At 70.4% G+C, this 26296-nt stretch carries 24 protein-coding genes; 5 read left to right on the top strand and 19 right to left on the bottom strand.

The genetic code is table 11. The features are described 5' to 3' along the window. Positions 1 to 190: 190 nt before the first annotated feature. Both AC6F7H_RS24150 and AC6F7H_RS24145 read right to left on the bottom strand, forming a co-directional pair. Positions 191 to 2815 carry an ABC transporter permease/substrate binding protein gene (locus AC6F7H_RS24150; RefSeq protein WP_500758997.1) on the bottom strand — a complete coding sequence of 875 codons (2625 nt, stop codon included), beginning with the start codon at positions 2813 to 2815 and terminating at the stop codon, positions 191 to 193. After that, a complete protein-coding gene (locus AC6F7H_RS24145) occupies positions 2808 to 3896 on the bottom strand; it encodes a quaternary amine ABC transporter ATP-binding protein (RefSeq protein WP_500758996.1) in 1089 nt (362 codons plus the stop codon). Before AC6F7H_RS24145 ends, AC6F7H_RS24150 begins: the two co-directional genes overlap by 8 nt. Positions 3897 to 4134: 238 nt before the next feature. Here AC6F7H_RS24145 and AC6F7H_RS24140 point away from each other — a divergent pair, with 238 nt between their 5' ends. The 4 genes from AC6F7H_RS24140 (at position 4135) to AC6F7H_RS24125 (ending at position 7407) form a co-directional block, all read left to right on the top strand. Then, positions 4135 to 5064 (top strand): 5'-3' exonuclease, encoded by a 930-nt coding sequence (locus AC6F7H_RS24140; RefSeq protein ID WP_500762015.1) that lies wholly within the window; start codon positions 4135 to 4137, stop codon positions 5062 to 5064. 94 nt (positions 5065 to 5158) lie between these two features. Beyond that, positions 5159 to 6016: a siderophore-interacting protein gene (locus AC6F7H_RS24135; protein ID WP_500758994.1), complete on the top strand. Its 858-nt coding sequence runs from the start codon at positions 5159 to 5161 to the stop codon at positions 6014 to 6016. Positions 6017 to 6146: 130 nt separating this feature from the next. Continuing rightward, the gene (locus AC6F7H_RS24130) at positions 6147 to 6434 is read left to right on the top strand and encodes a hypothetical protein (protein WP_500758993.1); all 288 of its coding nucleotides are present in this window, start codon (positions 6147 to 6149) and stop codon (positions 6432 to 6434) included. A gap of 19 nt (positions 6435 to 6453) precedes the next feature. Beyond that, a complete protein-coding gene (locus AC6F7H_RS24125; RefSeq protein WP_500758992.1) occupies positions 6454 to 7407 on the top strand; it encodes an RluA family pseudouridine synthase in 954 nt (317 codons plus the stop codon). A gap of 181 nt (positions 7408 to 7588) precedes the next feature. Here AC6F7H_RS24125 and AC6F7H_RS24120 read toward each other — a convergent pair whose 3' ends face one another. The 17 genes from AC6F7H_RS24120 to AC6F7H_RS24040 all read right to left on the bottom strand — a co-directional run bounded on the left by AC6F7H_RS24120 (position 7589) and on the right by AC6F7H_RS24040 (position 25110). Beyond that, a complete protein-coding gene (locus tag AC6F7H_RS24120; protein ID WP_500758991.1) occupies positions 7589 to 9154 on the bottom strand; it encodes a cytochrome P450 in 1566 nt (521 codons plus the stop codon). 101 nt (positions 9155 to 9255) lie between these two features. Continuing rightward, on the bottom strand, positions 9256 to 9876 hold the full coding sequence (locus tag AC6F7H_RS24115) for a GTP-binding protein (protein ID WP_500758990.1): 621 nt from the start codon (positions 9874 to 9876) through the stop codon (positions 9256 to 9258). After that, positions 9857 to 10261 carry a DUF742 domain-containing protein gene (locus AC6F7H_RS24110; RefSeq protein ID WP_500758989.1) on the bottom strand — a complete coding sequence of 135 codons (405 nt, stop codon included), beginning with the start codon at positions 10259 to 10261 and terminating at the stop codon, positions 9857 to 9859. The genes AC6F7H_RS24115 and AC6F7H_RS24110 overlap by 20 nt, the downstream gene beginning before the upstream one ends. Beyond that, positions 10258 to 10665, bottom strand: a complete 408-nt coding sequence (locus AC6F7H_RS24105) for a roadblock/LC7 domain-containing protein (RefSeq protein ID WP_363037220.1) — start codon at positions 10663 to 10665, stop codon at positions 10258 to 10260. The genes AC6F7H_RS24110 and AC6F7H_RS24105 overlap by 4 nt, the downstream gene beginning before the upstream one ends. Next, on the bottom strand, positions 10662 to 12293 hold the full coding sequence (locus AC6F7H_RS24100; RefSeq protein WP_500758988.1) for a sensor histidine kinase: 1632 nt from the start codon (positions 12291 to 12293) through the stop codon (positions 10662 to 10664). Before AC6F7H_RS24100 ends, AC6F7H_RS24105 begins: the two co-directional genes overlap by 4 nt. Before the next feature lie 539 nt (positions 12294 to 12832). Beyond that, positions 12833 to 15688, bottom strand: coding sequence for a DEAD/DEAH box helicase (locus tag AC6F7H_RS24095; protein WP_500758987.1), 2856 nt, complete (start codon positions 15686 to 15688; stop codon positions 12833 to 12835). A 40-nt stretch (positions 15689 to 15728) separates the two neighbouring features. Continuing rightward, a complete protein-coding gene (locus tag AC6F7H_RS24090; protein WP_500758986.1) occupies positions 15729 to 16619 on the bottom strand; it encodes a diacylglycerol kinase in 891 nt (296 codons plus the stop codon). Positions 16620 to 16650: 31 nt separating this feature from the next. Beyond that, positions 16651 to 17604 (bottom strand): twin-arginine translocase subunit TatC, encoded by a 954-nt coding sequence (gene tatC / locus AC6F7H_RS24085; RefSeq protein WP_109380460.1) that lies wholly within the window; start codon positions 17602 to 17604, stop codon positions 16651 to 16653. Positions 17605 to 17652: 48 nt separating this feature from the next. After that, positions 17653 to 17946: a Sec-independent protein translocase subunit TatA gene (gene tatA / locus AC6F7H_RS24080; protein ID WP_109380461.1), complete on the bottom strand. Its 294-nt coding sequence runs from the start codon at positions 17944 to 17946 to the stop codon at positions 17653 to 17655. Positions 17947 to 18197: 251 nt separating this feature from the next. After that, positions 18198 to 18392, bottom strand: coding sequence for a hypothetical protein (locus tag AC6F7H_RS24075; RefSeq protein WP_500758985.1), 195 nt, complete (start codon positions 18390 to 18392; stop codon positions 18198 to 18200). Positions 18393 to 18426: 34 nt separating this feature from the next. Further along, positions 18427 to 18720 carry a hypothetical protein gene (locus AC6F7H_RS24070; protein WP_109380463.1) on the bottom strand — a complete coding sequence of 98 codons (294 nt, stop codon included), beginning with the start codon at positions 18718 to 18720 and terminating at the stop codon, positions 18427 to 18429. Positions 18721 to 18781: 61 nt separating this feature from the next. After that, positions 18782 to 19777, bottom strand: a complete 996-nt coding sequence (locus tag AC6F7H_RS24065) for a helix-turn-helix transcriptional regulator (RefSeq protein ID WP_500758983.1) — start codon at positions 19775 to 19777, stop codon at positions 18782 to 18784. 17 nt (positions 19778 to 19794) lie between these two features. Beyond that, positions 19795 to 20748, bottom strand: a complete 954-nt coding sequence (locus AC6F7H_RS24060; RefSeq protein ID WP_500758982.1) for a helix-turn-helix transcriptional regulator — start codon at positions 20746 to 20748, stop codon at positions 19795 to 19797. Positions 20749 to 20910: 162 nt separating this feature from the next. Beyond that, complete coding sequence (locus tag AC6F7H_RS24055) at positions 20911 to 21282, bottom strand: FKBP-type peptidyl-prolyl cis-trans isomerase (RefSeq protein WP_210922268.1); 372 nt, start codon at positions 21280 to 21282, stop codon at positions 20911 to 20913. 60 nt (positions 21283 to 21342) lie between these two features. Continuing rightward, the gene (locus tag AC6F7H_RS24050; RefSeq protein WP_500758981.1) at positions 21343 to 22344 is read right to left on the bottom strand and encodes an FKBP-type peptidyl-prolyl cis-trans isomerase; all 1002 of its coding nucleotides are present in this window, start codon (positions 22342 to 22344) and stop codon (positions 21343 to 21345) included. 135 nt (positions 22345 to 22479) lie between these two features. Continuing rightward, on the bottom strand, positions 22480 to 23841 hold the full coding sequence (gene pafA / locus AC6F7H_RS24045) for a Pup--protein ligase (RefSeq protein WP_500758979.1): 1362 nt from the start codon (positions 23839 to 23841) through the stop codon (positions 22480 to 22482). A gap of 9 nt (positions 23842 to 23850) precedes the next feature. Beyond that, a complete protein-coding gene (locus AC6F7H_RS24040; protein ID WP_500758977.1) occupies positions 23851 to 25110 on the bottom strand; it encodes an MFS transporter in 1260 nt (419 codons plus the stop codon). Between the two features lie 129 nt (positions 25111 to 25239). Between AC6F7H_RS24040 and AC6F7H_RS24035 the strand changes: the two genes are divergently transcribed. Beyond that, entirely contained in the window at positions 25240 to 26256 is a 1017-nt protein-coding gene (locus tag AC6F7H_RS24035) for a LacI family DNA-binding transcriptional regulator (protein ID WP_500758975.1), read from the top strand. Positions 26257 to 26296 lie beyond the last annotated feature (40 nt).

Below are 26296 nucleotides of genomic sequence, written 5' to 3'. Positions count from 1 at the left end.
TGGGGCGGGAGGTCACGGGGAGGTGCCCTGAGGCCGGGAAAGGCTCGCGGTGTGTGACGGTCCGGATCCTTACCGTGCTCCGGACGTGCCCGAGGGGCGGGCCCGGCCCCGCTGTCAGGTGCGGGGCCGGGCCCGCCCCTCGGGGCGGCCGGTGGCGGCCGGCGCGGTGGTCACCGCGGCGGCGTCACCGTCACTGCCGGGTCATGCGCTCCGGCACGTCCGGGTGTTCCTCCAGCCAGGCGGCGACGGCTTTCTCCTCCTGGCCCTGGCCGCGGTCCTTGATCTCCTTCTCGAGCGTGCCGAGTTCGTCCTCGCTCATCGTGAATCCCTTGATCCACTTCGTGAGTTCGGGGTACTGCTCGGGGAACTTCTTGCTCGCGATGGTGTGGATGGTGTTGTTCTCGCCCCAGGCGCCCTCGGGGTCCTTCAGCTTGGTCAGCTCGTACTCGCTGTACGTCCAGTGCGGCGACCAGAGGGTGACCGCGATGGGCTCCTTCTTGCTGTAGGCCCGCTTGAGCTCGGCCAGCATCGCCGGCGAGGAGCCGTCGACGACCTTGTACTCCTTGTCCAGGCCGTAGGCCGGCAGGACCTTGTTCTTGAGGAGGTCCATCTGGCCGGTGCCCGGCTCGATGCCGACGATCCGCCCGTTGAACAGGTCGGCCTTGCCCTTGAGGTCCTCGAGCGACTTGACGTCCTTGACGTACGAGGGGACGGAGACCTCCAGTGAGACCGGTTCGTACCAGGTACCGAGGTCGGTGAGCTTGTCCTTGTTCGGCTCGTAGAAGTTCTTCTGGGAGTGCGGCAGCCAGGCGTCGAAGTTGAGGTCGAGATCACCGGTGGAGAGGCCCGTGTAGACCGGCCCGACGTCCATCTGCTTCAGGTTCAGCGTGTAGCCGCGCCGCTCCAGGACGTTCTTCCACAGGTAGGTGATCGCGACGTCCTCCTCCCAGGGGAACCAGGCCACGTCCAGCGGACGCTTCGCCTCGGCGGGAGTGTCACCGGAACCGGACGACTGCACGGGCGCGAGCTTGTCGACGATGCCCGGGTTGTCCTTCAGCCAGGCGCGGACGGCGTCCTGCTGCTTGCCCTTGCCGGCCTTGTTGATCTCGGCTTCCAGGCTGGTGAGTTCCTCCTCGGTCATCGAGAAGTCCTTCAGCCACTTGCCGACGGTGGGGTGGTCGGCGGTGAAGTCCTTGCGGGCCAGGGAGTGCACGCCGTCGCCCTCGCCCCAGGCGCCCTTGGGGTCCTTCAGCTTCTTCAGGTCGAAGTCGCTGTACGCCCAGTGCGGCGACCAGAGCGTGACGACGATCGGTTCCTTCTTGCTGTAGGCCCGCTTGAGCTCGGCCAGCATCGCCGGCGTGGAGCTGTCGACGACCTTGTACTCCTTGTCCAGGCCGTACTCCTTGACGACCTTGTCCTTCAGCAGGCCCATCATTCCGGCGCTGGACTCGATGCCGGTGATCTTCCCGTCGAAGGTGCCGGCCTTGCCCTTGAGGTCCTCGAGGGAGTCGAAGTCCTCCATGTAGGCGGGCACGGCGAGTTCGAGCGACGTCTCCTCGTACCAGGTGCCGAGGTCCTCGAGCCGGTCGCCGTACTTCTTCCAGTACTCGGCGTGGGTGGTGGGCAGCCACGAGTCCGTCTGGAAGTCGATGTTGCCCTGCGCGAGCGCGGTGTAGAGCGGGCCGGCGTCGAACTGCGTGGCCTCGACCTCGAAGCCCCGCTGCTCGAGGACCTCCTTCCACAGGAAGGTGGAGGCGACGCCCTCGTCCCAGGGGATGTAACCGATGGAGATCTTCTCGCCCTTGCCGACGTTCTTGCCGTCGGCCGTGGTGTCCGTGCCACCGGTGGTGCCGCCGAAGATGCTCATGCCGCCGGCCACCAGGGCGAGGACGACGACGCCGATCACGGCGACCTGCGGACGCGGCCGGTAGGACCAGATCTTGAGTCCTCCCTGCGCGACACGGGCCTTGGCGGCGGCGCGGCGGCCGAGCGGGGACACCTGTGTGCCCAGGGCACTGGTCATGCGGTCGAGGTAGATCGCCAGGATGACGATGGCGAGGCCGGCCTCGGCACCCAGACCGATGTTGAGCTGGCCGATGGCCTCGATGACCGCGCCGCCCAGGCCGCCGGTGCCGACCATGCCGGCGATCGCGGCCATGGACAGCCCGAGCATGATCACCTGGTTGACGCCCGCCATCACGGTGGGCAGCGCCAGCGGCAGCTGGACGCGCAGCAGGGTGTTGCGGGGCGTGGTGCCGAACGCCTCGGCCGCCTCCACGAGGTCCTTGTCGACCTGGCGGATGCCCAGCTCGGTCATGCGCACGCCGGGGGCGAGCGCGAAGATCAGGGTGGCGACGACGCCGGGGGCGGGGCCGGTCCCGAAGAACAGGATCGCCGGGATCAGGTAGATCATCGCGGGCAGCGTCTGCATGAAGTCCAGGACCGGCCGCACGACGGCGCTGACCCGGTCCGAGCGTGCCGCCCAGATACCCACGGGCACCGCGACGACCAGCGCGATGACGGTGGCGACGATGACCAGCGCGAGCGTGACCATCGAGTCCGCCCACAGTTCCATGGAATCGAGGAAGGCGAATCCCAGGAAGGTGAGGACACCGGCGAAGGTGCCGCGCAGCCAGAAGGCGATCACCGCGAAGATACCGGCGAGCAGCAGCGGTTCCGGTGCCTGCAGGACGGCGTTGACACCGTCGTAGGCGCCGGTGAAGACGGCCTTGAAGAAGTCGAACAGCCAGGTCACGTTGTCGAGCAGCCAGTCGACGCCGCCGTTGACCCATTCGCCGAGCGGGATCCTAGGCACGGGCCATCACCTTCTCGCCCTTTCCCCGCTGGGAGTCGCAGGTGCCGGGAGCGGCCTCCTCGTCACCGAGGAAGCCCACGAGCCGCTGCCGGGGCACGACCCCGACGACCTCGCCCTCGCCGTCGAGAACCGCCACGGGGTGCGCCGCGCGGGCGCTGATCGCGCACAGCTCGGTGAACGGCGTCCGAGGGGTCGCGGTCTCGCAGTCGCAGTCGGCCTCGTCGCCGCGGACCTCTTGGTCCATCACGGCGCCGGCGGTCAGCACCCGGGAGCGGTCGACGTCCTGGGTGAAGGAGGCGACGTAGTCGTTGGCGGGGCGGATCAGGATGTCCTGCGCGGTGCCGATCTGCACGATGCGGCCGTCACGCATCACCGCGATGCGGTCGCCCAGGCGCATGGCCTCGTTGAGGTCGTGGGTGATGAAGACGATCGTCTTCTTCAGCTTCTTCTGCAGCTCCACCAGCTGGTCCTGCATGTCGCGGCGGATCAGCGGGTCGAGCGCGCTGAAGGACTCGTCCATCAGCAGCAGGTCGGCGTCGGTGGCAAGCGCGCGGGCCAGACCCACCCGCTGCTGCATACCGCCGGACAGCTCGTCGGGCCAGGACTTCTCCCAGCCGGCCAGGCCGCACAGAGCGAGCGCCTCGTCGGCGCGGCGTTCGCGCTCGGCGCGGGGCACGCCCTGCACTTCCAGTCCGTAGGCGGCGTTCTCGCGAACGCTGCGGTGCGGGAACAGAGCGAAGTGCTGGAAGACCATGCTTATCTTCTTGGAACGGACGTCGCGCAGTTCCCGGTCGGACAGCGCGGTGAGGTCCTCACCGCCGAAACGCACCTGTCCGGCGGTCGGCTCCGACAGACCGTTGAGCATGCGCAGCAGAGTGGACTTGCCGGATCCGGACAAGCCCATGACGACGAAGATCTCGCCCGGCTCCACCGTGAACGAGGCGTCGATCACGGCGGCCGTGGTCCCCTGGTCGCGCAACTCCTCACGGTCGGTCTCGTCGTTGCGCAGTCTCTCGACCGCCTGTCCCGGTCGTCTGCCGAACACCTTGTACAGATGCTCCGCTTCTAGCCTGGTTGACACGCGTACCTCTTGAGTCGACGGCAATGGAAGGAGCGACGCCCGGCGGTAGGCTCACGCGGTCTTGGACTGTTGAAGACAGTTGAACCTGCAACCGGCATCGCTCCGTGCCCGCGCCTCCCCTGTTTCAGCCAAGGTAAACGTGTGTCCTGCTTCACAGGGAAAGCGCAGCCCCGACCCGTCGCGCGTCCCGCACTCACTGTCGTGCGGCCGCAGGGTGCTGTCGGTGGCGTACGGCATGATGCGGAACGTGACCGGACAACTCATGCTCCTCGACACCGCCTCCCTCTACTTCCGCGCCTACTTCGGCGTCCCGGAGTCGGTCAGGGCCCCGGACGGCACGCCGGTGAACGCCGTGCGCGGGCTGCTCGACTTCATCGACCGCCTGGTCAAGGACCACCGGCCGACCGATCTGGTGGCGTGCATGGACGCAGACTGGCGCCCGAAGTGGCGGGTGGACCTGATCCCCTCCTACAAGGCGCACCGCGTCGCCGAGGAGCGCCCCTCGGGCCCCGACGAGGAGGAGGTGCCCGACACCCTGTCCCCGCAGGTGCCGGTCATCGAGGCCGTCCTGGACGCCATCGGCATCGCGCGCGTGGGGGTCGCCGAGTACGAGGCGGACGACGTCATCGGCACGTTCACCGCGCGGGCGCGCGGTCCGGTCGACATCGTCACCGGCGACCGCGACCTGTACCAGCTGGTGGACGACGCGCGTGGGGTGCGGGTGCTGTATCCGCTGAAGGGCGTCGGCACGCTCCAGGCCACCGACGAGGCCGTACTGCGCGAGAAGTACGGGGTCGGCGGCGCGGGGTACGCGGATCTGGCGCTGCTGCGCGGCGACCCGAGCGACGGCCTGCCCGGCGTGCCGGGCGTCGGCGAGAAGACGGCGGCCAAGCTGCTGGCCGAGTTCGGCGACCTGGCCGGGATCCTGGCGGCGGTGGACGATCCGCGGGCCCGGCTCACGCCGACCCAACGCAAGCGCCTCACCGAGGCGCTGCCCTACCTGGCGGTCGCGCCCAAGGTCGTCCGGGTCGCGGACGACGTACCGCTCCCGGACGTCGACACGGCGCTGCCGCGGGCGCCTCGCGACTCGGACGCCGTACGGGCACTGGCGGCCCGCTGGGGCCTGGGCGGGTCCCTGGAGCGGCTGCTGACGACCCTCGCTCAGTAGGAAACGGGCCGGGGGCGGCAGCACGCGGGCGGAAAGTACTCCCTGAACAAAGGTGTTAGGTTAGGTGAACCTAACCGAGCAACAGGGAGCCTCCATGGCAGAGCGACCGGGACGCCAGCCGCGCAAGCCGCACTCCGGGCAGGTGGTCCGCACCGAGCAGCTCACCCCGCACATGCGGCGCGTGGTGCTGGGTGGTGACGGCCTGGCCGACTTCTCGGCGGACACGGCCACCGACCACTACGTGAAGCTGCTGTTCCCGGCCGAGGGCGTCACCTATCCGGAGCCGTTCGACATGGAGCGGATCCGCGAGGAGTTCCCGCGCGACCAGTGGCCGGTGACCCGGACCTACACCGTGCGCCACTGGGACGCCGAGCAGCGTGAGCTGACCCTGGACTTCGTGATCCACGGGGACGAGGGGCTGGCCGGTCCATGGGCCCTGCGGGTCCTGCCGGGCGAGACCGTGTTCCTCATCGGGCCCGGCGGCGCCTACGCTCCCGAACCGGCCGCCGACTGGCATCTGCTGGCGGGCGACGAGAGTGCGCTGCCCGCGATCGCCCGGTCGCTCGAGGCGATGCCGAGCGGGGCCAGAGTGCATGCCTTCGTGGAGATCGACGGCCCCCAGGAGGAGCAGAAGATCGACGCCGAGGTGGCGGTCACCTGGCTGCACCGCGGGGACCGTCCGGTCGGCGAGGCGCTGGTGGAGGCCGTGCGGGGTCTGGAGTTCCCCGAGGGCCGGGTGCAGGCCTTCGTCCACGGCGAGGCGCACTTCGTCAAGGAGCTGCGCCGACTGCTGCGGGTCGAGCGGCAGATCCCGCGCGAGGACCTCTCGATCTCCGGCTACTGGCGGCTCGGTCACAACGAGGACGGCTGGCAGGCCTCGAAGCAGGAGTGGAACACACGGGTCGAGGCGGAGCAGGAGCAGACGCCGCGGCAGTCGGCGGCGGCCTCCTGACCCTCCCCACGCGCGGCCGGGGCGGGCGCCCTGGGGTGCGGCGCCGGTCGGGTGAACCCTGGGCCCCGCGCCGCGGTGGGCGGCGTGGCGAGGCCGGCCGGGCCGTGATGCTGACCGAGGATCCGGGCGCGTGGCAGACACCTTCGAAGAACTTGTGGCCAAGCAGCGCGCGGCGGACGAGGCGCATGTCCGCGTACGCCATCTGCAGGAGACCTACGGGCCGCCCACCCGGACCAGGTGGAGCGCGCAGCAGACCAGTACCTGGGAGACCGCCTGGCGGGCCTGGCGCGACCTCGCCCGTGACGTCCAGCTGGCGGTGAGCGAGTTCGCGCGGGCCGGGGGAAAGCCGCGTCACGTGGTCGAGGCCGAGGTCAAACGGGCGGTGCGGCGGGAGGAGGAGGGCGGGGCGGACATGTAGCCCCGTAGCCTTGGCCCTCGTGAGACGCAGACGCCGGATCCTCCCGCCCTCCCCGCTGCCGCAGCGCGACGGTGTGGACCCGGTGCGGCTGCGGCTGCCCGCGGCGGGGCCGGGGGCCACCGTGCGGGAGCATCTGGCGGCCCGGCTCCCGGTCGGCGCCGGTGTCATCGACGGCATGTTCGACGCGGGGCTGATCGTGGGGGCGGACGGGCGGCCCGTACCGGCGGACGCTCCGTACGCGCCGGGGCTGTACGTGTGGTTCCACCGGGAACTGCCCACCGAGGTTCCGGTGCCCTTCCCGCTGGGGATCGTGTACCGGGACGAGCACATCGTCGTCGCCGACAAGCCCCATTTCCTGGCCACCACACCGCGCGGCAGCCATGTCGCCGAGACCGCGCTGGCACGGCTGCGCCGCGAGCTCGGCATCCCCCTGCTGGGTGCCGCGCACCGCCTCGACCGGCTCACCGCGGGGCTGGTGCTGTTCACCGTGCGGCCCGAGGAGCGCGGCGCGTACCAGACGCTGTTCCGGGACCGGCGGATGCACAAGGAGTACGAGGCCGTCGCCCCGCACGATCCCGCGCTCGCCCTGCCCCGGACCGTGCGCAGCCGGATCGTGAAGGAGCGCGGGGTCCTGACCGCCCGCGAGGTCGCGGGTGAGCCGAACGCGCTCAGCCGGGTCGAGCTCCTGGGCCACCGGGCGGACGGACTGGCCCGGTACCGGCTGGTGCCCGGCACCGGGCAGACCCATCAGCTGCGGGTGCACATGACCGCTCTGGGCGTGCCGATCCTCGGCGACCCGCTGTATCCCGAGGTGACCGCGCCCGCCCCGGCAGGTGATTTCCGGCGTCCGCTGCAACTGCTGGCACGGACACTGGAGTTCACCGATCCGGTGACGGGTGTGGAGCACCGGCTGCACAGTCGCCGGACGCTCGCGGCCTGGACCTCGTACGAGCAGTGGGCCACTGGTCGTTGACGCCCTCACCTGCGTAAGCGCAGGCGATTTCGGTCAGCACCGCTACGCGGCGCTCCCTCGGGTTCCTGCTTCACAGGCCCTTGCCACCCGAAGGTGGTCCTACAAGACCTCCACAGGCCCGGCTTCCCGTCCGTCCGGCGGTAGGTCCGCCGACTACGTCGGTGGAGCACTGGGCAAGTGTTCAGTAGCCGCCCCACCACCGCAGGAAGCGCTGCCAGGCACCAGTCGGGCGGGCGGGTTCGGCGGCCGCGGTCGCCGTCGGTTCCGCCACCGGTCCGGCGGGCTCCGGCGCGGGCGGGGCCGGGGGCTGCGGCGCGGGCACGTCGTGGTGTCCGAACGGCTCGGGGCGGTCGGCCGCCTCGGGGCGGGCGGCGGGCGACGGCGTGGCCTGCTGCTCCGGCTCGGGGTCGCCGATGTGCCAGTCGGGCCGCGGGGCCGGCTGGTGGTCGTGGTTCGGCTGCTGGGTCACCTCCTGGGGCGGCCTGGGCATGAACTGGACGGGCAGCTCGATGAGATGCCGTGAGGCGATGGACTCGGCGTGGCGCAGGTCCTCGTCGTCGACGTCGAGTTCGAGGTCGGGCAGCCGCATCAGCAGTGCGTCGACGCCGACCTCGGCGATGGCGCGCCCGATGTCCTGCCCGGGACACTCGTGCGGGCCGCCGCCGAAGGCGAGGTGGGAGCGGTTGCCCTGCATGTGGGCGGCGGGGTCCGGGCGCACCCGCGGGTCCACGTTGGCCGGGGCGGGGGCGAACAGCAGACCGTCGCCCTTGCGGATGCGCTGGCCGCCGAGTTCCGTCTCCTGCTTGGCGAAGTAGGCGAAGATGGTACTGAACGGCGGTTCGTCCCACAGCAGTTGCTCGACCGCCTCCGGTACCGTCATCTGCCCGCCGTTGAGCTGGGCGCGGAAACGCGGGTCGACCAGCACCGTGCGCAGCACGTTGGCGAGGAGGTTGGCCGTCGACTCGTAGGCGGCGATGAGCACCACCCGCAGGTGCTCCCTGACCTCGTCGTCGGTCAGCCCGGCCGGGTGGGTGACGAGATGGCTGGCGAAGTCGTCCTGCTGCTCCACCCTGCGGCGCGCGGTGAGCCGGCCCAGGGCGCCCATGATGTACTCGTTGCTGGCGATGGCGGTCTCGGTGCCCCTGAGCATGTCACGGGCCGCCTCGACCATCCGGTCGTTGTACTCGTCGGGCATGCCGAGGACGTGGCACATCACGGCCATCGGCAGGTGCTCGGCGTACTGGCTGACGACCTCGGCCTCGCCCACTTCGCAGAACCGGTTGACGAGGCGCTGGGTGCAGCGGTTGATGTGCCGGCGCAGACTGCGGAAGTCGATGGTCGACACGGCGAAGTCGATCACGCCGCGCAGCCGCTTGTGTTCGTCGCCCTCGGCGTGGGCGCACATCGGCTGCCAGGCGATGTGCGGCATCAGCGGGTGGTCGGGTTTGACCAGGCCGTCCCGGAGCGGGGACCAGATACGGCTGTCCTTGGTGTACTGCGCGGGGGTGCGCACCATGTGCAGGTTCTCGGCGTGGCCGAGGACCACCCACACGGGCACGTCGTCGTGGAGCAGCGCCGGGGCCACGGGGCCGTGTTCGGCGCGGAGTTCCTCGTACAGCTTCTTCAGGTCCGCCGACTCGTGCAGCCGGGGCAGCCCTCCGGGGCCCAGGCCGTGCGCGGGGCAGCCGGGGGGCGGGCCGAGCCGGGGGGCGTCCGTTCCGGCCGGGGAGTGGGATTCAGGCGTCACAGTGGTCGCTCCGGAAAAGGAGGGAGAACAAGGGAGAGCAGGGTTCGGGGATGAGGCGGTTCGGGGCACACGCCGCGAAGGGGCGGACCGGACGGCGGGTGTCAGGCGAGCGAACCCGTCATGGCGAGTGAGTGCAGGAACCGCATCAGCGTCATCAGGACGTCCCGGCTGGAGGTCCGGCGTCGCACATCGCACTCCATGATGGGAACGTCCTCGGACAGGTCGAGCGCCGTACGCAGATCCTTCAGCGGGTAACGGGGCGCGTCCGGGAAGGAGTTGACGGCGACGACGAACGGCACCCCGCGTTCTTCCAGCCGCCCCATGACGTCGAAGCTGACTTCGAGGCGCCGCGTGTCGACCAGCACCACCGCGCCGAGCGCTCCCTCGAACAGCCCGTTCCACAGGAACCAGAACCGCTCCTGGCCCGGGGTGCCGAAGAGGTAGAGCACCAGCTGGTCGGTGATCTTGATGCGGCCGAAGTCCATGGCGACCGTGGTGGCCGTCTTGGTCGCGGAACCGAAGTTGTCGTCGACTCCGACGCCGGCCTGGGTCATGGTCTCCTCGGTGGTCAGCGGCTTGATCTCGCTGACCGACCCGACCATGGTCGTCTTACCGACCCCGAACCCGCCCACGATGACGATCTTCGCCGCGGCCTCGGCCGTGTGCGGCAGCTGATCCTCGGTCCGTGGGCCCGGGATGGTCTCAGAGCCTTTGAAGTCCATGCATCACCGCTTCGAGAAGGGAACGGTCGGGGAGCGCCTGACGGACGATCGGGGCGCGCGCCTGCACCAGTTCCGCCGTCAGCATCTCGGTGAGCAGCACGGTCACCACGCTGAACGGCAGGCTGAGATAGGCCGACAGCTCGGCCACGGACAGGGGGGCGGCACAGAGCCGGAGCAGTGCCGCCTGCTCGGGTGTGGCGGAGGGCGGCGGGTCCTCGACCCGGGCCACGATCAGCGTGACGAGGTCGAGGTTCGCGCGGTTCCCGTCCGCCCCGGCGACGACGTACAGCCGTTCCGGGTTGGGCAGCTCGCCGTCCTTGGCCTGGGCCGGTTTCGGAGGGGGGCCCTCCTGGGGGGTGCGCCTCTGGCGTTGCGGAGGCGTCATACGGTCTGCCCGTTCCGGCGGGGCGGGCTGGTGAGGTGGGCGCCGATGCGGACGACGAGGTCGCGCATCATGGCCCCCATCCGCCCGGGTTCGCAGGTCATGTCGGAGAGCACCGCGAGGTAGGCGTTGGCGCCTGCGGCCATCAGGTAGAAGTAGCCGCCGTTGATCTCGATGATCACCATCTTCATCTCGCCGTCGCTGCGCGGGAGTTCCCCGGCGACGGCACCAGCGAGGCTCTGCACGCCTGCGCAGGCCGCGGCAACCCGGTCGGCGGCGTCCGGCTCGCCGCCGAAGCGGGCGATGCGCAGGCCGTCCGCCGAGAGCACCACGATCATCTCGACGCCGGGTACGCCGTCGGCGAGCTCCTTGAGCATCCAGTCGAAGTTGGCGCGTTGCTGGATCACTTCAGGTCCCCCTCGTCGGCCTCGGTACGGGCCGGTTCGTTGATCAGATGCAGGTACGCGGTCGGGTTCCGGGTGAAGTCGGTGGGGTGGACGCCGGGTTCGAGGTCCTTCTTCAGGCCGTCCCAGAACGCGTCGACCCACAGCCCGGGTTCGCGGTCGTCCTTCGGCTTCGCGGGCTCGGGTTCGGGCGTCGCCCAGGGGGACCGGACGGTCTCGCCCCGCTCGGTGGCCTCTCGTTCGGCCCGTTCGGCGGCGGCCTGTTCGGCGTACCGCTGGGACAACGGGGTCTTCACCCGGCTGCGGCGCTGCGGCAGGCCGCCCGCGGTCCACTCGGTGACCACGGGGACCTCGTCCTCCATGGAGACGGTGGTGGGGATGGTCGGGCTGGTGGGGCGGCGCTTCTTGGGGGCGCGCTCGGGGCCCGGCAGCGCGTCGATCTGCATGGGCACCGAGGTCGCCCCGATGCCGTGGGCTAGGCCGACTCCGGGTTCGGTGGTCATCATGTCGCTCGGCACGATGAGGACGGCGCGGACGCCGCCGTAGGCGGAGGCCCGCAGCGAGACCTGCATGTCGTAGCCGGAGCAGAGCCGGCCGATGACGGCGAGGCCCAGGCGCGGGCTCACCCCGAGGTCCTGGAGGTCGACACCGGCCTTGGCCTGCTCCAGCTTGGTCTCGATCCGGGTCCGGGCCTGCTCGTCGAGGCTGACCCCGGCGTCCTCGATCTCGATGGCGACGCCGGTCTGCACCTCGATGGCGGTGACGTGGACCTTGGTGTGGGGCGGCGAGTACCGCGTGGCGTTGTCGAGGAGTTCGGCGACGGCGTGGATGACGGGCTCGACGGAGATGCCCTTGATGTTGACCTTGGCGATGGACTTCAGGTCGATGCGGCGGTACTCGAGGATGCGGGACATGGCGCCGCGCAGCACGCTGTAGAGGGCGACCGGCTGGGGCCACTGACGTCCGGGACGGCCGCCGCCGAGTACGGAGATGGAGTCGGCGAGACGGCCGATCATCGCGGTGCCGTGGTCGATGCGGAGCAGGTCGTCGAAGACCTCGGGGTTGCGGCCGTGGTCCTCCTCCATCTCCCTCAGTTCCTTGGCCTGCTGATGGACGATCGCCTGGACGCGGCGGGCGATGCTGACGAAGGAGCGCTGGGAGGAGTCGCGCAGCGCTTCCTCGTCGTCGATGATCTTCAGCATCGTCTGGAGGAGTTTGATCTGGTACTGGGGCAGATCACGCCAGGCCGGGTTGACCTCCTTGAGGTGGAGGAGCACTTCCCTGGGGGTGTTTCCGCGGTGCAGGAAGTCCAGGGCCTCGGGTACGACGGCGTCCGCGAAGTGCAGCGTCTCCGTGTCGTGGGCGGCGATCCGCGCCTCCAGATACGCACGGTGACGATCGTGCCCGGCACGCTCGTACCGCAGGAGTCGGCCGCGGCGTACCGCCTCGGCTGCGGCGGCGGTCACCAGCAGGGTGGCGAGGGCGCCGCACGCGCCGACGGCGATCCGGGCGGGCTCCGTCACCAGGGAGACGGCGGCTCCGGTTGCCGCGGCCATCAGTATGGCGGGGAACAACAGCACGCGCACATAGGGAAGTTCACGGCGAACGGGCGGGGATTGGACACTCACCATGTAGGCCTCTGAAACGAATCGGCTTGCGGTCGGGGGGACATACGATGAGGTGATGGATCAGGAAACCGAGGAAAACATCCACACAATGGGGAACAAGCGCGCGAATTCATCCCAACTCGGTGCGCTGCGGGCGAGCTTAGTCCGACCGGATCATCGCCGTGTCATATTCAGCGAGTGCCGGAAATGACCGGCGGGACAGGAGTACCCTCGAACTCATTTGCACGTTGGGGTTCCGATCGAACACCATGCGTAACGACGCACGGGTGCGCGGTATTCACTCACCGTGAGGGGTGAAGGGCGCCCGCGCTGCGCGGTGTCGCGAGGAAGGGGCGAGGTGCCCGGGGCGCGCTTCTCGGAGGAGTCCGGGGTGGTGCCGGGTCCGTGCGGGTCCCGATTCTGCCCACGGAATCACCACGCCATGCTCCCGGCAGGGGCGCACCGGACGCAGAAGCCCGGCGCGCACGGAGCGCGCCGGGCTTCACGGCGTACCGGACGGGCCGGTCAGGGCCGGGACCGGGCGGGGTGGAGCGCCGGGGTGGTCAGCCCACGGACGAGTAGGCCACCACTCCCCTCAGCAGCGCCTCCACCGCCCTGCGGGCGTTCTTCGCGACCGTCGAGCCCTCCCCCGCCGGTGCAGCGGCCGAGATCTGGCCCAGCACGTCGATGACCTGCTTGCACCAGCGCACGAAGTCCCCCGCAGGCATCTCCGCCTCGCGCAGCACCTCGTCGAGGCCCTTGCCGGACGCCCACATGTAGGCGGCCCAGGCGAAGCCGAGGTCGGGCTCGCGCTGTCCCACGCCCTCGGTCTGGGTGATCCGGAAGTCCTCCTCCAGGGCGTCGAGGCGCCCCCAGATGCGGACCATCTCACCGAGCGCGGCCTTCGCCTTGCCGGTGGGCACCTTGGGCGCCATCGCGTCGTCGCTGACCCGGGCCTCGTACACCAGCGCCGAGACACAGGCGGCCAGTTCGGCCGGGCCCAACTGCTCCCAGACGCCCTCTCGCAGGCATTCGCTGGCCAGCAGGTCGAGTTCGCCGTACAGCCGGGCGAGCCGCTTGCCGTGCTCGGTGACCTCGTCGCCCCGCAGATAGTCCAACTCTGTCAGCAGGGCGACGATGCGGTCGAAGGTGCGGGCGATGGTGTTCGTCCGGCCCTCGATGCGCCGCTCCAGCTGCGCGGTGTCCCGCCGCAGCCGGTGGTAGCGCTCGGCCCAGCGGGCGTGGTCCTCCCGGTCGTCGCAGCCGTGGCACGGATGCGCCCGGATCTCCTTGCGCAGCCGGGTGATCTCCCGGTCGTCGGCCGCCTGGGAACGCCGCTTGCGGTGCCGATCCGGCACGATGTGCCCGGCCTTGGTGCGCAGGGCGGACGCCAGGTCCCGACGGGACTGCGGTGAGCGCGCGTTGAACGACTTCGGGATGCGCATCCGCTCCAGCGCCTCGACGGGCACCGGGAAGTCGATCGACGCCAGCCGCTTGACCTGCCGCTCCGCGGTCAGCACCAGGGGGCGCGGGCCGTCGTGGTACTCGACGCCGCGGTGGCCGCCCGCACGGCCCGCGGGCAGTCCCGGGTCGAGGACCAGCGCCAGTCCCGCGTACTTGCCGGTGGGCACGTGGATGACGTCACCGGGCTTGAGCTTCTCCAGCGCCACGGCCGCCTCCGCGCGTCGCTGCGCCACGCCCTCGCGGGCCAGCTCCGTCTCCCGGTCCTTGAGCTCGCGGCGCAGCCGCGCGTACTCCTCGAAGTCACCGAGGTGACAGGTCATGGAGGCCTGGTAGCCCTCGAGGCCCTCCTCGTTGCGCTGCACCTGCCGCGAGATGCCGACCACCGACTTGTCCGCCTGGAACTGCGCGAACGACGTCTCCAGCAGCTCGCGCGAGCGGTGCCGGCCGAACTGCTCGACCAGGTTGACCGCCATGTTGTACGACGGCTTGAAGCTGGACCGCAGCGGATACGTACGCGTGCCGGCCAGTCCCGCGAGGTGTTCGGGGTTCATGCCGCGCTGCCACAGCACGACCGCGTGGCCCTCGACGTCGATGCCGCGCCGGCCGGCCCGGCCGGTCAACTGGGTGTACTCGCCGGGGGTGATGTCGGCGTGCTGTTCGCCGTTCCACTTGACGAGCTTCTCCAGCACCACCGAGCGGGCGGGCATGTTGATGCCGAGGGCGAGTGTCTCGGTCGCGAAGACCGCCTTGACCAGGCCGCGGACGAACAGTTCCTCGACGACCTCCTTGAACGTCGGCAGCATGCCCGCGTGGTGGGCCGCGATGCCGCGCTCCAGGCCCTCCAGCCACTCGTAGTAGCCGAGGACGTGCAGGTCCTCGGCCGGGATGGAGGCGGTGCGCTCCTCGACGAGGGAGCGGACCTGCTCCCGCGCCTGGTCGTCGTTGAGCCTGAGGCCCGCGTACAGGCACTGCTGGACGGCGGCCTCGCAGGCGGCACGGCTGAAGATGAAGGTGATGGCGGGCAGCAGGCCCTGGGCGTCGAGCCGCTCGATCACCTCGGGGCGGCCCGGTGTCCAGACCCGTGAGCGCTGTCTGCGCTCACGCTCCCGGTCCGCCTCACGCATGGCGCGGCCGCGGCGCCGGTCGCCCCACGACGGGCGGGTCGCCTCCATCCGGGCCATCCGCACGAGGTCGGGGTTCACGGCCTTCTTCTGGCCCTCGCCCTCCTCGAACAGGTCGTAGATCCGGCGCCCGGCGAGCACGTGCTGGAACAACGGCACGGGCCGGTGCTCGGAGACGATCACCTCGGTGTCGCCGCGGACGGTGTCCAGCCAGTCGCCGAACTCCTCGGCGTTCGACACCGTCGCCGACAGTGACACCAGGGTCACCGACTCGGGAAGGTGGATGATCACTTCCTCCCAGACGGCACCCCGGAAGCGGTCGGAGAGGTAGTGCACCTCGTCCATGACCACGTACCCGAGGCCGAGGAGCGTCTGCGAGCCCGCGTACAGCATGTTCCGCAGCACCTCGGTGGTCATCACGACCACGGGGGCTCCGGAGTTGACGCTGTTGTCGCCGGTGAGCAGACCGACCTTGTCGGTGCCGTAACGGCGGCACAGATCGGTGTACTTCTGGTTCGAGAGCGCCTTGATGGGCGTCGTGTAGAAGCACTTCTTGCCCTGCTGGAGGGCGAGGTGGACGGCGAACTCGCCGACGATCGTCTTGCCGGAGCCGGTGGGCGCGGCCACCAGCACGCCCTTCCCCGCTTCGAGCGCCTGGCAGGCCTCGATCTGGAAGGGGTCGAGGCCGAAGTCGTACATCTCGCGGAAGGAGGCGAGCGCGGTGGCCTGCTCGGCAGCGCGCCTGCGTGCTGCCGCATACCGCTCGGCCGGTGAGAGATCCTCTGTCATCGTGCTCTCGAGCGTACCGGGCCGCACTGACAACAGGACGATCATTATCCGGATCCGTTCCCATCGGGCCCGCGGTACGCCCAGCTCAGGGGCCCACGACCCGTACCGCGCCACGGACACAGCGCGCGGTCAGCGGCAGCGGCCCGACCGGCTCGCCGTCCGCGTACCCGGTGACCTCCTCGGCCGCCAGCTCCACCCGCGACGCCCGGAACACGCTGACCTCGGGAAGGTGGATGTGGGTGCCCCGGTACACCGTCGGGAACACCCGCAGCAGCCTGGCCCGGCCGCAGTCACCGACCACGGTGACGTCGAACAGCCCGTCCGTGAGGTCGGCGCCGGGACAGATCCGCATGCCGCCGCCGTACGACGCCCCGTTGCCGACGGCGACCAGCGTCGCCTCGATCTCGCGGACGGCGCCGTCGTCGAGGGTGATCCGGTACGGGATCGGGCGCAGCGCCGCGAGTTCGGCGACGACGGCGAGGTCGTACTTGAAGCGCCCCGCCGGCAGCCGCATCCGGTTGCCGCGGTCGTTGACCCGGGAGTCGAACCCGGAGGCGAGGACGGCGCCGAACCAGCGGTCGCCGACCCGTCCCAGGTCGATGTCGCGCACCCGTCCGCACTTGAGGGCGTCGGCGATCATCCGGCCCGCGGCGGCCGGTTCCCGCAAGGGCATGCCCAGCGAGCGGGCGAAGTCGTTGCCGGTGCCGACGGCGATCAGGCCGAGCGGGGTGCCGGTGCCGACGACGGCCTGCAGGGCCAGGTTCACCATGCCGTCCCCGCCGACGGCGATCAGGGCGCCGGTGCCCTGATCGACGGCGCTCCGAGCGCGGGCGAGCGCGTCCGCCGCGTCCTCGCCGAGAACGGTCCGCACGGAGAAACCGGCCGCACGCAACGCGGAAGCGGCCGGTCGCGCCGCACGGGCGCCCCGGCCGCGACCCGCGGTGGGGTTGACGAAGAGGGTGATCTCGCTGGTCACGGAAGTGACCTTACGAGCTTCGACCCGGTCCTCAGGTCACGTCGTCATAACCGTTGACCCGGTCCGTTCCCCCCTGCTCGGGCAGGGCGCGCCGGGCCGAGACGGGTTCGACCTCGCCGATGTCCTCGGGGGTGAGGTCCAGCTCGGAGGCCTCGTCGTCGGCGGGGCCCATCGCCTCCAGGCGGCGCCTGCGGCGGTCGTTGAACAGGGAGACGCCGACGGCACCGAAGTACAGGATCCAGATCGGCGCGGCAAGCATGATCATGGTCAGCGGGTCCGTACTGGGGGTGGCGAGGGCCGCGAACAGCGTGATGCCCATGATCATGCCGCGCCACCAGCCGAGCATGCGCTTGCCGGTCAGCACCCCGCTGAAGTTGAGCATGACCAGCAGCAGCGGCAGCTCGAAGGAGAGGCCGAAGACGACCACCATGCGCGTGACGAGGTCGAGCAGGTCGTCGAGCGGCAGCAGGTTGTCGACGCCGAACGGCGTGAACTCGATGAGCACCTTCGCCGTGGTCGGCAGCACCCGGTAGGCGAAGTAGGCACCGCCCAGGAAGAGCGGGAAGCCCGTGGCGACGAACCCGTAGGCGTACTTCTTCTCGTGCTTGTGCAGTCCGGGGGCGACGAAGGACCACAACTGGTACAGCCAGACCGGCGAGGCCAGTACGACCCCGGCCGTCAGGGAGACCTTCAGCGCCAGCGTGAACGGCGTGAGCAGGCCGTTGATCGTGATCATCGCGCACGGCTGCTCCTTGGCCTGCGTCGAGCGGGCCAGTTCCTCGAAGGACTGGCCGCATCCGACCGACTTGAGCACCGGTTCGGTGAAGAAGTTGATGATGTCGTAGTAGAAGAAGGCCGCGCCGATCGTCACCAGGACGATGCCCAGCAGCGCCTTCGCGAGCCGGTTGCGGAGTTCACGAAGATGCTCCGCGAGGGGCATCCGTCCCTCGGGATCCCTCTCCTGCTTGCGGGCAGACTTGAGCAACCCACGTTCCCATCTCGTGCGGCGGGCCGGAGGTCGTCCGGCCCTGCGTCAGCGCTTGGTCGTGTCCGTCGGCTCCGTGACGGGACGGGAGCTGGTCACGTCGCCGGGAGCGGCCTGGATGGTGCGCTGCGCCGAGGACTCGTCGCCGGGGGCGGGCGGGTCGGCGGGGGCGGAGGACTTGTCCCCCTTGTCCTCCTTCATGGCCTTCGCCTCGCTCTTGAGGATGCGGGCGGACTTGCCGAGGGACCGCGCCATGTCCGGAAGCTTCTTCGCACCGAACAGCAGGATGACGACGACGAGGATGAGAATGATCTCGGGGGTGCCGATCTTGCCACCGAACATAAGTGTTTACCTTCTCACCGAGGCTGCTGGGGGGTGGGTGCTGTTGTGCCCGACCGTACGACCGTTCAGACACGCGTCCGACGATCGCGTTGCCAGCGATCGTAACGCTCAGGGGTGAACGTGAGGCTATCCCCGTGCGTACTCCCGTCTGCGGTCCGGGCCTCGTTCTCCGGGCCGCGGTCAGCCAGCGTACCCGCCCGGGTCGGCAGGGTGACAGGGCGAAGCGGCCGGGAGGGCGGTCCGGGCACCGATCAGAGGGCCTCCGCGGAGCGGGCCGCGCCGGTCGTCGCCCGCTCCAGGTCCTCCGCTGCCCGGCTGATGCGCCGTGCCGATTCACTGACCTGTCTGCCGAGCCGCTCCGCTTCGACGAAGACCCGTACGGCGAACACCCCGAGCACCACAAGACCCAGGAACCCCACAGCAACCGCGAACATCGGCCAGAACATGGGGTCGAGCCTAGACCGTCCCGTCGCGGAGGTCCTACGCGGTGGAGTGCAGCCGCAGGGTGCTGACCCCGCCGCCGGTGAGCAGCTCGACGACCCGCTCCCCGGCCGGCTTGCGGACCGCGGTCTCGCACGCGGGGCAGGTGAAGGAGTAGAAGGTGGTCCGCCTGCTGGCGCCTATGACCAGACGCAGCGCGCTCGCGGCGAGCTCGAAACGCCCCCTGCAGTCCGGGCAGCCCGCCCGGAACACGACCGGCGCCACGCTTCTCATCCCGGAGAACGCGGACGCCACCGTCATGCCCCGAACACCAGAGGTCGCCGACTCGCTCACAGTCCTCGCTCCTGCCTGTCGTCCTGCCCGCCCCGGACCACGCGTACGGCGCGCGGTCCGCTCATCCGGCCGTCTCGGCCCCGTCGTACGCCGCCAGCGCCTCACGGGCCGCCCGCCGGGCACTCTCGGCGAGATCGTGCGGCGCGACGATCCGGCCGTCCCGCCCCAGCCGCAGCGCCAGCCGTCTCAGCGACGCCGGGTCGGGCGTCCGCAGGGTGATACGCAGCCCGCCGTCGGCCAGCTCATCCGCGCTGTCGTGCGGGTAGTACTCGGCGACCCAGCGCCCGCCCGGCCCCACCTCGACCACGACCTGCGGGTCCTCCGCGGCCGGCTGTACCAGCCCCTCCGACAGGTCCCGCAGTTCGACCTCGGGCGGCGCGGACGGTTCGTCGAGGATGCGGATCTCGGCGACCCGGTCGAGCCGGAACGTGCGCCGCGCCTCGGAGCGACGGCACCAGGCCTCGACATAGGTGTGCCCGACGCTGACCAGGCGGATGGGATCGATCTCACGCTCGGTGAGCTCGTCGCGTGCGGGCGAGTAGTAGCGGATCCAGAGTCTGCGGCGCTCGGCGATGGCCCGGTCGACGTCCGCGAACACGCCGCCCTCGGACTCGAAGGTCACCGACAGCCGGGAGCTGGCGCCCGCCGCCTCACCGGCCGCCGCCTCCACCTTGGCGGTGGCCCGCAGCAGCGCCTGCCGGTCGCTCTCCCGCAGACCGGGCAGCGTTGCCACGGCCCGCGCGGCGACCAGCAGGGCGGTGGCCTCGTCGGCGGCGAGCCGCAGCGGCTCCGCGGCCTCCGCCCCGAGCGCGGCCGGGTTGTGCCACCAGATGCGCTCCCCGTCGGTGTCGATGTCCAGCAGGTCGCCGCCGCGGAAACTGGTGCCGCACATGGGCAGCACGTCGAGGTCCGAGACCAGCTCGTCCTCGGTGATGCCGAAGGCGCGCGCCACGTCCTCGATCCGGGCGCCGGGGCGCTCCCGCAGATAGGTCACCAGGGAGAGCATCCGCCGGGTCTGGTCGATGGCGTTGACTGGCCTGACCGGTTTGCCTGCCACGTTCTTGTCCGTCCCCCTCAGCCCTTGGCGACGGCGCGCAGCCGGTCCACCACGTCGGCCCGCAGCTCGGCGGGCTCCAGGACCACCACGTCCGCTCCGAACTCCACCAGCCAGGCATCCAGGCCGTGCCCGTACGGAATCTCCAACTCTTCCCAGCCGTCACCGAGTTCCCGCACCGCGGTGGCTTTCGCCCGGAGGGGGTACCCCGCGTCGGAGCGCAGCCGGATGCGCGCGGAACGGTCGGCACTCTCCCCCGCCCAGCTCGCCACCGTCTCGCGGACGGTGACGACGTCCGGCACCGGGGTGGTGTAACGAGTGCCGCGGGAGCGCACCTTGCCGGTGATCCGGGACAACCGGAACACCCGCTCGGCGCCTCGGTCGCGGTCCCAGCCCGCCAGGTACCAGTGGCCCCGCCAGCATTCCAGCGCCCATGGCTCGACATGGCGGGATTCGGGTTGTACGGCGTTGGTCTTGCGGTAGTCGAAGACGACCGGCCGGCGGTCGCGGCAGGCCAGCATCAGCGGTTCGAAGGCGGCCTCGTGCACGGGGATGCGCGGTTCGAGCGCGCTGTGCGTCCCGTAGGGGTCGACGTCCTCGGGCAGCCCCGCCGCCCGCAGCTTCTGCAGGGCACCGCTGGCCGCACCGGCCAGTCTGGCCTGCTGCCACACCTTGGCCGCCAGCCCCAGGGCGGCGGCCTCCTCCGCGTCGAGGGTGATGGGCGGCAGGCGGTTGCTGTCCCGCCGGGCCAGATAGCCGACCTCGCCGTCGAGGTTCTCGACGGTCTCGATGACGAGCCCGAGTTCGCGCAGATCGTCCTTGTCGCGCTCGAACATCCGGTTGAAGGCGTCGTCGGAAGCCGCCTCGAGGTAGGCCTCGACGGACTCGCGCAGCTCACGCTTGCTCAGTGGCCGCCGCGTCCCCAGCAGACACAGCGCCAGGTTCATCAGCCGCTCGGCCTTGGCAATGGCCATCGACGCCCTTCGCCTCCCTATGGTGCTCAGTCCGATGACCGTACCGCCCCGTGGTGGCGCGGCAAAAGCCGAGGGCCCATGCCAGGGCAGGCATGGACCCCAGGTGATCGACTCCGGTCGCAACCCGGCCCGACGGTGATCAGGCCGCGATCGAACGGGCGCTCACACGCCGAGCAGGTCGACCACGAAGATCAGTGTCTCGCCGGGCTTGATCGCCGGAGTCGGGCTCTGGTTGCCGTAGGCGAGGTGGGCGGGAATGGTCAGCTGGCGACGGCCGCCGACCTTCATGCCCTGCACGCCCTGGTCCCAGCCCTTGATGACCCGGCCGCCGCCCAGCGGGAAGCGGAACGGAGTGCCACGGTTCCAGCTGGCGTCGAACTCCTCACCCGTGCTGAAGGCGACACCGACGTAGTGGACGGTGACGGTCTGACCCGCCTGCGCCACCTCCCCGTCGCCCTCCCAGATGTCCTTGATCTCGAGCTCCGCCGGGGGCTCGCCGCCCGGGAAGTCGATCTCGGGCTTGTCGATGCTCACGTCTAACGCTCCTGCTTGTCTGCGGAAAGGCGAACACACACAGTCTTACATCACGCGCGGTCACAACTTCGCAAGGATGTCGACCGAGAAGACCAGTGTGGAGTCCTTCTTGATGTCACTGCCCTGCGGCGGGTTGTCGCCGTAACCCAGCTCCGGCGGAATGACGATGAGCACCCGGCTGCCCACCTTCTTCCCGGTGAGTCCCTGCGCCCAGCCCTTGACCACCTGCTGCAACGAGAACGAGGTCAGCTGCTTCCGGGAGTACGTCGAGTCGAACTCCTTGCCGCCGTCCCACAGCACGCCCTTGTACTGCACGAGCACACTGTCCTCGGCACCGACCTCCGGGCCGTCGCCCTCGAGGACGTAGCTCGACACGAGCTTCTTCGGGGCGGCCGCGTCGGGCACCTCGATGGCGGGGGCCTTGCCGTCGGTGTTGGTACCCACCTTGGGCAGACCGATGTCGTCCTGGGCGACCTCGGTGCCCTTGGCAGAGCTCTTGGCGTTGAACGCGTCCTGCACGTCCACCACGAACACCAGCGTGTCGGTGCCCTTGATGCCCGCCTGCTCATTGCCCTGCGTGCCGTATCCCCAGGTGGGCGGGATCGCCATCTCGACCCGGCTGCCGGCCTTCCGGCCGGTCAGCGCGTACCGCCAGCCGTCGATGATGCTGCCCTGGGCCAGCTGGATCGCCAGCGGCCTCTTGCGGTCGTAGGAGTTGTCGAACACCTTCGCGGTGCTCCACACCTGGCCCAGGTAGTGGGCCACCACGAAGTCGTTCTCGGCGATGGTCCTGCCGCCGCCCGCGATGACCGTCTTCACCGCGAGGTCCTTGGACGGCTCACCGCTGCCCTTCTCGACCGTGGGCTTCTCGCCGAACTTCACGCCCGCGGTGATCGCCGGCAGCGGACCGTCGACGATCTTCGGCGACGGCGCGGCCGAGGTGTCCGGAGCCGACGGCGAGGCGCTTTCGCTGGCCTTGCTCGAATCGGACTCACCGTCGCCGCACGCGGCGAGAGTGACCAGTCCGGCGGGTACGGCAATGAGGAGTGAGCGTCGGCGCACGGTGGGGGCCTCGTAATCGTCGATCCTGTGGGTGGCGTCCGCGCAACTCTACGGCGTGAGAAGGGCGCCGCACTGAGTAACGTGCGGCGCCCGTGTGACGTTCCGCGGTTCGTGGGATCCGCGGAACACCATGTCTCACATTCCGGCGATCAACTTCTCCACCCGCTCGTCCACCGACCGGAACGGGTCCTTGCACAACACCGTCCGCTGTGCCTGGTCGTTGAGCTTGAGATGGACCCAGTCGACGGTGAAGTCCCGCCGCTGCTCCTGCGCCCGGCGGATGAAGTCACCGCGCAACCGCGCCCGGGTGGTCTGCGGCGGAACGGATTTGCCCTCGAAGATCTTCAGATCGTCGCAGATCCGGGCGGCCTGCCCCTTCTTCTCCAGCAGGTAGTAGAGACCACGACGGCGGTGGATGTCGTGGTAGGCGAGGTCTATCTGCGCGACCCGCGGATGCGACATGGTCATGTTGTGCTTGGCCCGGTACCGCTCGAGGAGCTTGTACTTCATGACCCAGTCGATCTCGGTGTCGATGCGGTCGAGGTCCTCGGCCTCGATCGCGTCCAGCGTACGGCCCCACAGTTCGAGCACCTGCTCGACGGTGCCGGTGCGGATACCCCGACGCTCGCAGAAGTCCAGCGCCTTCTCGTAGTACTCGCGCTGCACCTCCAGCGCGGAGGCCTCACGGCCGCTCGCCAGGCGGACCTTGCGGCGGCCGGTGATGTCATGGCTCACCTCGCGGATCGCCCGGATCGGGTTCTCCAGGGTGAGGTCACGCATCACCGTGCCCGCCTCGATCATGCGCAGCACCAGATCGGTGGCACCGACCTTCAGCAGCATGGTCGTCTCGGACATGTTCGAGTCGCCCACGATGACGTGCAGCCGGCGATAGCGCTCGGCGTCCGCGTGCGGTTCGTCGCGCGTGTTGATGATCGGCCGGGAGCGGGTCGTCGCCGAGGAGACGCCCTCCCAGATGTGCTCCGCCCGCTGACTGACGCAGTAGACGGCACCACGCGGCGTCTGCAGCACCTTCCCGGCACCGCACAGCAGCTGGCGGGTCACCAGGAACGGGATGAGGATGTCCGCGAGTCGCGAGAACTCCCCGTGCCGCGCCACCAGATAGTTCTCGTGGCACCCGTACGAGTTGCCCGCCGAGTCGGTGTTGTTCTTGAACAGGTAGACGTCGCCTGCGATTCCCTCCTCGTGCAGGCGTCGTTCGGCGTCCACCAGGAGCCCTTCGAGAATGCGCTCCCCGGCCTTGTCGTGCGTGACCAGCTCGGTCACGTTGTCACATTCGGGCGTGGCGTATTCCGGATGCGACCCCACGTCGAGATAGAGACGGGCGCCGTTGCGCAGAAAAACATTGCTGCTTCGGCCCCATGACACAACACGGCGGAAGAGGTACCGCGCCACCTCGTCAGGAGACAGGCGCCGCTGTCCCCTGAACGTGCACGTGACGCCGTACTCGTTCTCCAGCCCGAAAATGCGGCGGTCCATGACTGAACATTACGCCCGATCCCCTGAACCCAAACGAGGTTCGAGGGCACGGTTCGGATCATTTTCCGAACCGGCCGCAACGACCGCCCCGTGAGCGGCAACCACCAATACCCTTCCGGTGGAAATCAAAACCAGCAAAGCCACAGCGCCCGCGAAGGCCGGAACCGCGAACCCCCACTGCGCGCCGCCCGCCTCGACCACCGGGCCCGCCAAGCCCGTTCCCACCGAGGCGCCCACCGTGAACATCGTCACCAGCCACGAGAACGCCTCCGTGACCGTGCCGGCCGGCGCGTGCCGGTCCACCAGCACGAAGGCACAGGCGATCACCGGGGCCAGGAACACACCCGCGAGCACCGTGAGGAAGGTCATCGCCACCGTGCCCGGCATCAGGGTCAGCGGCAGGTAACACACCGCCAGGAACGCGACCAGCACCTGAAGTCGCCGCGCCGGCTCCCCCGCCCACTGCCGCGCCCCGTACGCCATACCGCCGACGAGCGCGCCGAAACCGAGACCCGCCATCAGCCAGCCGTACACATGGTCGCCCCCGTGTCCGTCCGCGTACGGCACCGCCGCCACCGTGATGGACCCCATCGCCACACCGACGAACAGGAAGGCCCCCAGCAGCGCCAGCAGCCCCGGTGAGCGCAGCGCGCCCAACCAGTGCGCCTCCCGCGGCGCCGACCGCCACGCACGCGAGGGCGCCGACACGACCACGGACAGGGCGCCCAGCACCCCCAGTACGTTCAGCACCAGCAGCGCGGCCCGGGGCGACCACAGCGACGCGCACACCGTCACCAGCAGCGGCCCGACGGTGAACATGACCTCCTGCGCCACCGCGTCCATCGCGTACGCCCGGTGGACCTGCTCCTCCCGGTGCAGCACCGAGGACCACAGGGCCCGCAGCCCTCCCTCCAACGGCGGTGTGAACAGCCCCGCGGCGGCCACCGACGCGTAGGCCGCGGCCCGCGGCTCGATCCCCACGAAGGCGAAGACCGCCATCGCCAGCGCCGACAGCACCGCGGCCGGCAACTGCACCCGCGGCTGCCCCCGCAGATCCACCAGGCGCCCCAGCACCGGCTGGCCGACCGCGTTGGCGACGCCGTACACCGCCGCCAGGGCACCGGCCAGACTGTACGAACCGCCCTGCGCGCGGACGAACAACACGATCGCGATGGCCGCGGTCGCGTTGGGCAGCCGCCCGACCAGCGTGCCCACCAGCAGCCGGGTGGCGTGCCGCGCCCGGAGGATCTCCAGGTATCCCGTGGCCATGCCGTGCCTCCACTCACTACCGGCGTCCACCGGAATCATCGACGTTGTACGTATAACGAGCGTCCCCATACGTACCATGTCGGCTGTTCACCAGTCCAGACGGAGTCCAGTCGAAGGAGCGGCCCCACGGTGGCCCGAGCCCAGATCCGCCCCACGAGCAGGGACGTCGCCCAAGCCGCCGGCGTCTCCCAGGCCGCCGTGTCCCTCGTCCTGGGCGACAAATGGCGCGGCCGCGTCTCGGAGGCCACCGCACAACGCGTACGCGACGCCGCGCACCGCCTCGGCTACCGCCCCAACCTCGCCGCCCGCAACCTACGCCTCGGACACACCCGCACCGTCCTCCTCGTCGTCCCCGCCCTCACCACCGAGTTCTTCGCCGGCGTCTACACCGGAGCCGCCCGCATCGCCGCCCAGCACGGCTTCGGCCTGCTCCTCTACCCCTCACCCGAGGGCATCGGCCCCGCCCGCAACCCCTTCGCCTCGGCGCAGGCCGCGCTCGACGGCGTCATCGCCTCCTCCATGGCCGCCGACGCCCTGACCGACATCCGCGGCGACCAGCTCCCCCTGGTCATGCTCGACAGCGACCCCGAGAGCAACCCGGGCGCCGCCACGGTCAACCTCGACATCGCCGACGGCATACGCCAGATCACCCGCCACCTCGTGGCCCTGGGCCACCGCAGCTTCCTGCACCTGGCGGCCGACGTCCCCTCCTGGACCTTCGAGGTACGCGCCCGCGAACTGACCACCCGCCTGGCCGCGACCCCCGGCACCACACTCCGCACGGCCCGCTCGCCCATCTCCATCCGGGGCGCCGTCACCGCCGCCCAGGCCGCCCTCACCGGGCCCGAGCGCCCCACCGCCGTCATCTGCGACGACGACCAGCTCGCGGCCGGCACCTACAAGGCGGCCCGCCGTCTCGGCCTGCGCATCCCCGACGACCTCTCCGTCACCGGCCTCGACGACCTGGCCCTGGCCACGGCCCTCGACCCGGAACTCACCACGGTCCGCCTCGACGCGGAGCTCTTCGGCGAACGCGGCATGCAGGCCCTCCTCGCGGTCCTGGACCACCGCGCCCCCGAGGCCGGGGACATCCCCGTCCACCTCGTGCCCCGGGGCTCGACCGGCCCGGCCACCGCACACCCCTGAGACGGAAAGGTGACGGGCGGGGGTGGCCCCCGCCCGTCAC

The organism is Streptomyces sp. MMS24-W38, from assembly GCF_059889265.1.
The sequence above is the reverse complement of the archived record's forward strand: the minus strand, read 5'-3'. Positions and strand labels throughout refer to the sequence as shown.